Genomic DNA, 11,835 nt, shown 5'->3' on the forward strand with positions numbered 1-11,835 from the left:
CATTGAAAAGCAACAATTTCATTCGGATTAACTGCAAGTTGGGTTAAAACACGGAGTTCCTACATGTTAGGGGTGAGTAATTTCCGGACAATTGTTACAAAGTAAATAGCACTTTTGAACAGACACTAATCTAAAAAATCCCTTCACTCAATAATTGAGCAAAGGGATTAAATGAAAGAAATAATGATCGGTGTTTGACTTTAATTGCTATGCAATTTTTATGAAATTTCCTATTTCATTACCTTCTTAAAAAACTGCCCCGCACGGGTTGGTGTATAATTCCAGTCTTTAATAAGCTGGGGTGCCCAGTCGGGGTCGAAAACCCAAACGACGTAAGATATTCCTTTCTCAGAAAAATAACCGGTCAATGTTTCTCCGTACGCTTCATCTCCAATGCACGGGATATGAGCCCCTTTCTGATCGGGATACATATAGCCCACTTCGGTTGCTATGACCGGATAATTATCTGCCACAAAGCCAAAATCACGTTCCCACTGGGGAACCCAGGGCTTTTCACGTTTCTGCGGATAGGGGTGACTGACATAAGCGATACCTTCGACTGGTAACGGATCATTCTTGACGGGAGTAAGATCATAGGCCCAGTTGAATCCGGCAACAAGAGGTACTGCATGAGGATTATTGGCACGCACCACGGCAATGATATCCACCAGAATATCGCTCCACTGCTCCCATGTCAATATTCCCAGTTCCCCACTGTAAGTAGTGGGCTCATTGAATATTTCATAAAGTGCAACAGCAGGTTCGTCTTTATATCTTCGACTAATGGTGTACCAGAAACGGTAGGTTTCGCGGATGCAAGTATCATACATCTCATTCTGAAACAGTCCGGTACGCAGATTACCAATGGAATGCCAGTCGATAATTACGTACAACCCGGCATCTTTAGCCCATTTAATGCCCTGATCCAGCAGTTGCAGGTATTCATCCTGTCCCCTTTCACGCCAGGCAGCAGGATGCACAGGCAAACGCACAATATTGGCACCCCAGGCGGCCACTTCATTAAAAATATCAGCTTTCCACTGCCCTGCTTTTACAAGGCGATCGGGGTCTGCAATATTCAGACCCTTGAAAATAACAGTTTCGCCTGCTTCATTTACAAACTTATTGCCATCGACAGAGATGCGGGAGAATTCATTTTCCTGAGCCGACACCGAGGCGAATAACATCAGGAAAAAGACATTCAGAAAAAAGAGCTTGGTTTTCATCAGTATATAATTTACTTAAGTTATTGGTCTGAAAGAACCCCCTCCCGAGAATCGGGACTCGTTTCTTTGCGATCATAGCGTTCCTTTAATTTTGCGTTCTTAGCGTGGAATATTTTTCCAACACCTCAAAATAATAAATGGAACTCGCATCAATGAATTTTATACATGTTCTTTTGTGACAAACCTTGTCATGCTCGTTTCATAGTATAAAATTTGTTTTTTAAAGGTCGAATGCTGGCCGGAACGCAGGACAGACAGGGAACTCGTCGCGATCTATCAGCACTCGTCTCATAATTATAATTTGATAGATTTGATAAACAACTATTGAGATGATTCATATAATCTTAATATAATTTTGATAAACACCGCCTTGTAACCACAAGCAATTGGTTTACTACGTATTGTAAAAGTTTAACGAACTTTTGACAAACAAAGTGTATCAAAAACACTTTATCAAATATAAACATTTTCTATCATAAATGCGATAACCTTTTCAAAAAACAAATCTTTAACTAAGAAAATTTGGCTAACTATTATTTTGAGGTGCTTTGAAAATTTTCCACGCAAAAGGCGCAAAAGACTATAAATTGTTAACAAGGCTATGAATAATTATCTTTCAAAGCTTTGCAATTAAATTATTTTTTTAAGGTCGAAAAGCCTGCCCCGATTTATTGGGGAAACTCACCCAGGGTAATCGGGGCCGGGTTCATTCATCAAATTCTTTCTTTGCGAATTTAGCGTTCCTTAAATTTTGTGTTCCTGGCGTGGAATATACAGAAGACAAGACTCATATCACCTCAAAATAATATTTAGCCAGAAAATCAATAGTCAATTTTTATTTTTCAAAAGAGAACAACCACTTCAGCAATTCCGGTTCACTGAAGGCAGCATCCCAGCTGTTATGATTGGCATAGGGATAAAAAGTGTACCTGGTATCCACATTGCATTTCTTCAACACATTATATACCTGTCTTGAATAAACCGGGGGAACCACATCATCCATCCCGCCATGAAAAAACCATACAGGCACATGACAATAGGTTGGAGCCAAATCAGGGGTATGCCCTCCACAAACAGAAATAGCTGCAGCATATTTTTCGGGCCAGCGATAAAGAAACTCAAGAGTTCCTATCCCGCCCATTGAAAGTCCCATAATATACATCCGTCCGGCATCCACCTGCCCGGATGCCATGAACTCTTCAACCAACTGATTCACCAGCAGAGAAGGCCACGGGGCAGAATCGCCCAGAGGGAACGAAAATTCCCAAACCCCTTCGCTGTTTTGTTTTTTAACCCGGTTGGTCCACATAACATCGGGCGGACACTGCGGAAAAATAACGATCGCATTCTGCGTGGGAGTTCCGTTTTCATCAACAAACAAGTCGGCCCCGTGGATAAGTTGCCTTTCATTATCAAGTCCCCTTTCGCCAGCCCCGTGCAAAAACAGCACCAGCGGATACTTTTTGTCCGGTTTCATGTCTTTGGGATAGAGCATCCTGTATTTCAAGGTGTCACCATCCCGGATATACTCTTTTCTTTGGTATTCGCTGTAAATATCCTGAGCTGAGGCAGCCCCAGTGCCGGACAAAAGGGAAAGAACAATAAATAAAGTTTTTGTTAGTCGTAGCATATTCTATTCTATTAAATCCTAATTTTACTCCTTAATCAGACCACTATCCTTATACTTCCGGATATAGTATTGATCCAGTTCTTTCGAGTCTTTATACTTCTCCCTGAGTTCCTGAAGTTTCGCTTTTAGTTCTATTACCACCTCCTCATAAGCCGGATCGTCATAAACGTTATTCAGCTCCAGGGGATCGTTCTTACGATCGTACAACTCCCACTCATCAATGTCGTAATAAAAATGAGCCAGTTTATAATCTTTGGTAACGACACCATAATGCCGCTTTACCATGTGGAAGCCGGGATATTCATAATAATGGTAATATACGGCATCGCGATCCCATTCTTCGTAGTTTCCTTCAAGCAAAGGCATGAGACTTTCTCCTTGCATGTCGTCGGGTGCCTCAATGCCGGCAGCTTCCAGGAATGTCTGAGCAAAGTCAAGGTTTTGCACCATTTCATCAGTCACAGAGCCAGGCTTTATTTTTTCGGGCCACCTGATCAAGAGAGGGGTTTTAAAGGATTCATCATAGATAAAACGCTTGTCGAACCAGCCATGCTCACCCAGGTAAAATCCCTGGTCGGATGTATAAACCACAATCGTGTTTTCACGAAGACCCTTTTCATCGAGGTAATCGAGCACACGTCCAACATTCTCGTCAACAGCAGCAATACATGCCAGGTAATCCTGCATATAGCGCTGATATTTCCAACGCATGAGAGCAGAGTCGTTCATGTTGGGATACATCTCCTTAAACTCCTCATTTACGGGACCATACACAGCATCCCACTGTTCTCTTTGTGCTTCGGTAAAACGGTCATATTTTCTATTAAAAACATTAAATCCCCATTCGCTCATTTCATTCATTCCGAGGTCTTTTGCCACCTCAGGATAAATTTTGTTGTCAGAAGAAATGTGCATGTGTTTCAGCAGATTCATTTCAGCTTCGCGGGCGGCAGTTCCTCTTCCTTCATAATCGTCGAAAAGGGTCTCGGGTTCGGGGAATGTGCGCCCGGTAAATTCTTTATAATGACGTGGGGCCGGAAACCATTCACGATGCGGAGCTTTGTGCAGATAAAACAAAATGAACGGGTCTTCTTCCCTGCGACGGTTTTCAAGCCAATCAAGTGTCAGATCAGTAATAATATCGGTCACATATCCCTGAATGGTCGTATCGCCTTTATCTGTTATGAATTCCGGATTATAGTAATCTCCCTGTCCGGGAAGAATTTTAAATTCGTCAAAACCTTTGGGGTTGTTCCCAAAATGAAGCTTGCCGAACATGGCTGTTTGATAACCTTGCTCGTGCAAAATTTGCGGAAAGGTTATATTGGTGGTATCAAAAGGAAAGTTGTTATCAATCTTCCCGTGAATGTGTGCATGCTTACCTGTAAGGATAGTCGCTCTGGAAGGCGCACAAATAGAATTGGTCACACATGCATTGGTAAAGAGCATACCTTCCCGGGCAAGCCGGTCAATATTAGGCGTTTCAATCAACTTATTGCTGTAAGCACTAATGGCCTGATAGGCATGATCGTCGCTCATTATGAAGACGATATTAGGCCTTTCGTTCTGTTTTTCAGCTTCGGTACAGGAAACAGCCAGAGAACATAATATCCCTGTTGAAGCCATGATACCTGCTCGCGATAAAGAATGTATTTTCATCGTATCACTCATTTATTTAATTTTTAGAATGTCCGTTTTTTCAGAAATCCCGTTCTCATTAAAGGCCTCTATGGAAAAATAATATTCCGTATCCCGATCCAAACACCTCATGAGATGTTCATTGACATCATAAACGAGCCATGAGTGGTACAGTTTATGGGGTGCAATGCCCCAGCGGATGTTGTAGCCCTGAGCCCCGGCTACAGGCTCCCACGATAAAGAGACATTTCTCCGGTCTTCCTGGCGGTTCACTTTAAAATTCTTCACTTGTGCGGGTTTTTCACCGTAACCTTTACCAAATACCCGTATCTCGGACAGGCCGAGGTTTTTTCCCGGAACTTTCACGTTGTTGTAGCGGACAAACTTTGCCCGAACCGGCTGGTTGAGGACAATATAGGCATTCGGGGCATCCTTGTAACTGTCACTCCGGTCGACCACGGTTTCCCAGTTCCTGCCGTTTTCAGACACTTCGATGGTAAAACGGTGCCGCAAACCATCTACACGGGTATAGATACCTGTATTATGATCGTGGAAATTCACCTGAAACGCATATACTTTTCCGGGGGAGAGCATTTCAATTTCTACCCATTGCTTTTCATCATTGGCTTCGGCTACCCAGAAAGATTTTGGACTTTCATCGGTCAGAACTTCCGAAATTATTTCACCTTCATCATTTGTTTTCAAAGGCATTTCCGTGATGTCATACTCCCCGTCGGTAGAGGTACTTTTCCGTACCTGCTCTTTCGATGAAGAAACCGTAGTCTTTCCTTTGTAGGAAAGTAACATCCACCCGGTATGCTGCCCGGCTTTGGTAGGATGATCGGGAGCATAACGCGGATAATCGCCATAATGGGTGTTGGAATACATCAGGCCATCCTCGTCAAAATAGGCAGGGAACATACAAAGCCGGCGTTCCCAATGGGAATTGGATGCCAGTGCCATCGTGGCAAAATGCCAGTACTGCCCGTTGGTCTGTTGCATGGTCATGCCATGACCGGCACCGTTGGTAAACCCGCCGGGCTTGAAACTCATGGGATTATTCTTCATATATTCAAACGGGCCAAGCGGAGAATCCCCAATGTAAACACCATCGCCGTAAACATTAAATTGTGTCCCCGGGGCCGCATATTGCAGATAGTATTTCCCGTTGTGTTTGGTCATAGATGCTCCTTCAATATATCCCTCCTTTAAAACAGGGTGAAAATTGTTTTCACCAAACCGTTCCCATCCATGTTCTTCCTCAACAAGGTTGATCAGGTCTATTTTTACGCCGGTTTCCAGGAAGCGGTCATCTTTATTCAGCATTTTCACCCTTATGGGATGCACATTGGATGAGCCCCAGTACAGATAAGTCTTTCCGTCATCGTCGATAAATAGTTCCGAATCCTGAATATTATTAGTGATGGAAGCTGTCGGTTTCCATTTCCCGCTTTTGGGGTCATCGGTATAGAGAATACTCCCGTAACCGGCCGGATCCCCGGCAAAATAGATTACCGAATCTTTATAGTTAAAAGCCGTTGGTGCATTTGAACCCTCAAAGAACCATTTTTCGGGTTCAATAAACTCCCACTTCACGAGATCAGTGGAATGCCAGTAACCGAATGAACGGGTTACAAACATATAGTACTCATCCCGAAATTCGACCACTGCCGGATCGGCGCCGGAGCGATAGGAGATATTCATTGCCGAATTGTAAACCATATAAGTATAGTCAATATCCAGCGGATTGCAGTATGTTCTTGGTATTATTTCCTGAGACTTGGTCATTAAAGTAGACAGGAGTAATACCGCTGATGTAAATATAAATCGTATTTTTTTCATGGTGTTTATTTTTGCCCTGGTCGACGTGATTTTATAAAATTACCTCGTTTCATCCGTATAAAATAAGTCTAAGTCATTGGCCTGATGGAACTCGCATGATTGAGATTTATACATATTCTTTTGTGACAATTTTTGTCATGCTCGTTTCATCCGTATAAAATTAGTCTAAGTTATTGGAATGATGCAATTTATTATGCTTTAATTGATCTTAGATTCTTCGCTCCGCTCAGAATGACAGACTGTCTAATGTCATTCTGAGGAGGTAACGACGAAGAATCTGTTCCCTGTTTTTGGTTTCTTAGATGATTAGAGGTTAATTATACATGTTCTTTTGTGACAAAACGTTGCCCTGCTCGTTTCATCAGTATAAAATAAGTCTAAGTCATTGGTCTGATGGAACTCGCATGATTGAGTTTTATACATGTCCTTTTATGACAATCTTTATCATGCTCGTTACCTTTGTATAAACCAGGGTTCTCTCTATTATTAAAAAAATCACAGAGGGAAAAGTGAAATACAGAGATTTCAAATTTTAACCCGTTACTCAACCAGCGAAAACTCCAGGTGATTAGACTCATCTGCCGAACTGGAAGCTATCCAGGCTTCAAATTCACCGGGTTCAGCCACCCATTCCATATCAAGATTATACATCTTAAGCCTCTCTTCATCGATGGTAAATTCAACGGTCTTTGTTTCTCCTTTTTTAAGATGTATTTTTTTAAAACCTTTCAACTCTTTTACGGGGCGGACAACCGAGCCCACTTTATCATGAATATAGAGCTGCACCACTTCTTCCCCGTCCATGGTTCCTGTATTGGTTACATCAACCGAAACGGTCAGGATTCCACCGCGTTCCAGTTTTTTTGAACTGATCTTCGCATTGTCGTATTCGAAAGAGGTATAACTCAGCCCATAACCGAAAGGATAAAGCGGACTATTGGGACAGTCAATGTAGGAAGAACGATAATCAGCAGGATTATCTTCGTCAAAAGGCCGTCCGGTGTTTTTTACGTTATAGAAAATGGGGATCTGTCCAACGTTGCGGGGAAAAGTCATCACCAGTTTGGCAGACGGGTTGTAATCGCCCGAAAGCACGTCAGCAACAGCATGTCCGGCCATTATCCCTGGATACCATGCTTCAACAATGGCATCCACGTTTTCGGCTTCCCATGATAAATCTAACGGACGACCATTAAAGAGAACCAGGATAATCGGCTTTCCGGTCTTTTTCAGTTCCTTCAGAAGTTCACGCTGATTCCCTGGCAAAGTAATGTCGGTGCGGCTGGCTGCCTCGCCTGACCAATGAAATTTCTCGCCCATGGCCACCAGAATAACATCACTGGTTCGGGCAAGATTAATTGCCTCAGAAAAGCCACTTCTGTCTGGGACTCTGGTTGTAGAAACTTTTTGCGTGGTTCTGTCAATAACCGGTAACGAAGTTCCCTTTGCATAAGAAAACTTAACCTGAGAATCCTTATATTTTTCCTCCAAGCCTTCCATCAGGGTAACAGATTTATCGGGGTCACCTTTAATGGCCCATTCTCCGGTAAGACTTTCGCGTTCCTTCACAAACGGGCCGATAAGAGCGACTCGCTTGGGTTCATTCTTCTTCAGTGGCAACACATTGTTTTTGTTTTCAAGAAGGACAATTGAGCGTTGAGCTACTTCCCGGGCAGCCTTCAGGTGTTCAGGATTCATCACTACCTCTTTCTGGCGCTCTGCATTACAATATTTGAAGGGGTCATCAAACAAACCCAGTAAGAATTTCATTTCCAGGATACGCGAAACAGCCACGTCAATCTGCTTTTCAGAAACCTTGCCTTCCTCAACCAACTCTTTTAGATAAGTAACGAAACCTTCACTGATCATATCCATGTCGATACCTGCATCAATGGCCAACTCAGTCGCATGTTTAAGATCCCTGGCAAATCCGTGAGCCACCATTTCCTGAATGGCAGTATAATCGGTTACCACCATTCCGCCAAACCCCCAGCGGTCGCGCAATATCTCCTTAAAAAGGTATTTATTTCCGGTACAGGGAACCCCGTTTAAATCATTAAAAGCGGTCATAAAGGCAGTTACACCCTCATCAACCGCTGCTTTAAACGGAGGCAGATAAGTTTCATGAAGTGTCCGAACAGACATGTCAACAGAATGATAGTCGCGGCCAGCCTGGACAGCACCATACCCGACAAAATGCTTACTGGTAGCCATCATGGTGTTGATTTTGGAAAAATCTTTGTAGGTTTCTATCCCCTGAAATCCTCTTACACGGGCACGGGCCACCAGACTTCCCAGGTAAGGGTCTTCTCCGGCGCCTTCCATCACGCGGCCCCAACGGGGATCACGGGCAATGTCGATCATCGGCGCAAAATTCCAGGCTATACCGGATGCCGTTGCTTCTTCAGCAGCAATACGAGCGCTTTGTTCCATCAGTTCCAAATCCCATGAGCATGCTTCGGCCAATGGTATGGGGAAAGTGGTTTCCAGCCCGTGAATCACATCGGCTGCAAAAAGCATAGGAATTTTCAATCTTGAATACTTCAGGTTTTGCTCCTGAAGCATTCTTATATGATCGGCTCCAAAAGTGTTAAAGGTGCTTCCGATCATTCCTTTTTTAAGATATTCACCTGCTTTGGTTTCAGCGACCTCTCCTGTAACCGCAAAATTCCCGGAATACTGATTCATCTGCCCTATCTTCTCCTCCAGGGTCATCAGGTTAAGCACCGAATCCACCTTTCTTTCTATTACCGGGTCACCGCTGTAGCTCTTCCATTGCGTAGAATTGACGGAGTTGTCGGCATTGCCACACGAGACAAGGGGGGAAATCAAGCTCAATACAACTATTGATAATTTCATTTTTCTCATAATATTTTTTATTTTACAGATTCAAACTTCAGATAATCAGGCATCATTTTTTTACCTGATCCGGAAGCAGTATCCCATTTAATTTTCGAATCCTCTGGCATTGGTTTCATAGACCAGCGTAGGGAAACTGGAGGCCGGGAGGCAGGCCAATACAATGTAATCATCAGATAGGATAATAAGGAAAATTTTACAAGATCACATGTTTTCATGGCTGTATATACTATTTCAATTTATGAGCCCGGTCTAAAAAGCATCTTTGTTGCCAAACTCGTTGTTGTTTAAAATTTTTGCATCCTCATTAACAACGAGTTAACTCCGGTACAAAAATTTAAACCGCATGGATTTTGACAAAAATATGCTTTTTATACTGTACTCATTTATTTTACTCCCTTTATATTTTCCAGACCTTTCCGGACTTCAGGTGCCGACATAAATAGTTCCCATATCAACCCGGTGCGGTAATTCTCAATCATCACTGTCATAGGCGCCTGATTGAGCCCCATGTAAATATTGGCACACCAGTTTTCTGTCAGATTAAAGGCATCTCTGAAACCATACTCCCCCCACAGGAACTCGCCGCAATCGCGGTAGAAAAACTTCAGAGCTTTCATGGCCTCCTCCGGCAGATAAGGGACTGAAGCGATGGCACCGGTTGGGGCAATGGTGCCATCGTCCATTCTCAAAACAGGTTCACGCGCTTTATACCCCCAGGGACCATCACTGGCGGTAAGGCCCCAACATTGTTGGCCATATCCATAATAGTTTCCCGGGTTTTGGCAACAGTATCGAAAATTGATTTTGGCAATGGACTGATTGTTTTTAAAATAATTGGTGTATTGATCCTCCATTTTATGAGGATCAAGTCCCATGAATGAGTAGTGTGTGAAAAAGAGTGGTCCGCCATTGCTGACGCCAACATCGAGATTGACACCATAATAGGTATTGCCATTTGAGTACGCGGAACCTTCTATTGTTTTGCCCCAATTGACCCGGTAATTGCGGGCAATGGTGTCCTGTGAGGCCCATCCCGAATAATACATGTCGGGATCGATACCATGCGAAGAAGATGCGATACCCAGGAAATAGGTAATCATGGTCTCGTTCCAGCCTATCAACGGGTGATTGATGTGCCATGCATGATTGGGCGACCAGTGCCAGTAAAGGTAAGGACTAACTTCATGTTGTTTATACCAGTCCCACTCCACTGCTTCCCATATTGCAGACATCCTTTCGCGAAGAGCTCTTTCCTTCGGATCCTTTGTTGAAAGATATTGCCGGGCAGCCAATAGCCCCTGCATGAAGAATGAGGTTTCTACCAGGTCCCCGCCATCATCATAATTCCCAAAAAAAGGTTCTACTTTGCCTGTCGGTCCGTCCATAAAGTGGGGCAAGGCACCATGAAAACGATCTCCGTTTTCAATAAAGGTGGTAATTTTATCAAGCCTTTCTATTAGTTGTTGCCGTGTAATAAAACCACGCTCTGTTCCAACCACTAGGGCCATCAGGCCAAAGCCTGAAGCCCCGATGGCTATCATATCTTTGCGTCCGGGAATATTCTCGCGGGCCAACCCGCTATTGGGTTCTGCCCCCTCCCAGTAATATCTGAAAGCAGCTTCCTGAACCATATCCAACAGCTCAGAATCACTCATGGAATGTGTTTTTGCCTCAAGAGCTACAGATAACTCCGTTTCATTATACCTGGCATCAAGTAAACTGATCTTATAGTAGTAAGTCTTATCAGGTACTCCCGTAAAATCGGCATATCGATTAGATGCCATAGCACTTTGAACACCAACGGGTTCATAGTTTTCTCCGTCTTCCGACCGGTAAATTTTCACATATCTCACCTCATCAGTATTAACAGGCTCCCATTTCAGATCAACATGGCGTTCAAAACCTCTGGCACTTTTAAGTACCGGAGCAGATAAATTTATCCTGGTTGATATTTCAGGCAACAGTTCTACCTGATCGAGGAATAATACGTGTTCTTTATCATCGGCAGAAGCCTGCATAAAATGTACCGAAACAATTTCCTTACTATGATTCCATTGCAAAGGTTGACCATCATTTTTTTCAAAAGCTGTCAGAGGAATTTGCAAAGGCAGCCATTCAGCACGATTATAATGGTCAAGATAATCGGCAACGGGCAAATACTTTGAAGTTTCTCCATCCTTCAGAGCTATGGCAATTCCGGGCAATTCGTTTTCAGTGGTATTGCTCTCAACAAAAACCCTCATTGATAGCGTCCCGGAATTTTTAATATTATCCTGTCCCCTGACTTTTGCATAATTCAGCCGGGCATGCCATTTACCCACGGGGGCAGACTTGTATTTCAGCTCCAGACAGTTTCCGGGAGTAAACACAGGATGTTCAACCACAGGCAGTTTTCCGTGAACATTCAGGACAAAAGATTCCCCCTCGTAGGAAGTTTCACTGTAAAACCAGCTCCCCTTCATCAGACTGTTGTCGAAAAAGACCTGATAGTAAGCCGGCTCCTTGGTAAAGGCATTGATAGTACCAGTTATGATGCCCAAAAACAATATGAGAATCTTACGTGTTTGCATTGTGTTATTTTTTTAATCTCTGAGCCCGGTCTAAAAAGCATCTTTGTTGCCAAACTCGTTGTTGTTT

Annotated in this window: 6 protein-coding genes; all 6 read right to left on the reverse strand. The window is 43.3% G+C overall.

Annotated features, from left to right (window positions below; translation table 11 throughout):
* Window positions 1-230: 230 nt before the first annotated feature.
* Entirely contained in the window at window positions 231-1,226 is a 996-nt protein-coding gene (locus ATH1_RS0114830; RefSeq protein ID WP_010423323.1) for a glycoside hydrolase family 5 protein, read from the reverse strand.
* Window positions 1,227-2,061: 835 nt separating this feature from the next.
* Window positions 2,062-2,856 (reverse strand): carboxylesterase family protein, encoded by a 795-nt coding sequence (locus ATH1_RS0114835; protein ID WP_010423325.1) that lies wholly within the window; start codon window positions 2,854-2,856, stop codon window positions 2,062-2,064.
* 24 nt (window positions 2,857-2,880) lie between these two features.
* Window positions 2,881-4,527: a sulfatase family protein gene (locus ATH1_RS0114840; protein ID WP_010423327.1), complete on the reverse strand. Its 1,647-nt coding sequence runs from the start codon at window positions 4,525-4,527 to the stop codon at window positions 2,881-2,883.
* On the reverse strand, window positions 4,528-6,336 hold the full coding sequence (locus tag ATH1_RS0114845; protein ID WP_010423329.1) for a family 43 glycosylhydrolase: 1,809 nt from the start codon (window positions 6,334-6,336) through the stop codon (window positions 4,528-4,530).
* Window positions 6,337-6,876: 540 nt separating this feature from the next.
* Window positions 6,877-9,204, reverse strand: coding sequence for a beta-glucosidase BglX (gene bglX, locus ATH1_RS0114850; RefSeq protein ID WP_010423331.1), 2,328 nt, complete (start codon window positions 9,202-9,204; stop codon window positions 6,877-6,879).
* A 377-nt stretch (window positions 9,205-9,581) separates the two neighbouring features.
* Window positions 9,582-11,768, reverse strand: coding sequence for a glucoamylase family protein (locus ATH1_RS0114860; protein ID WP_010423335.1), 2,187 nt, complete (start codon window positions 11,766-11,768; stop codon window positions 9,582-9,584).
* Window positions 11,769-11,835: the final 67 nt, after the last annotated feature.

Origin of the sequence: Anaerophaga thermohalophila DSM 12881, assembly GCF_000191885.1 — a bacterium.
Taxonomy (GTDB): Bacteria; Bacteroidota; Bacteroidia; order Bacteroidales; family Marinilabiliaceae; genus Anaerophaga; species Anaerophaga thermohalophila.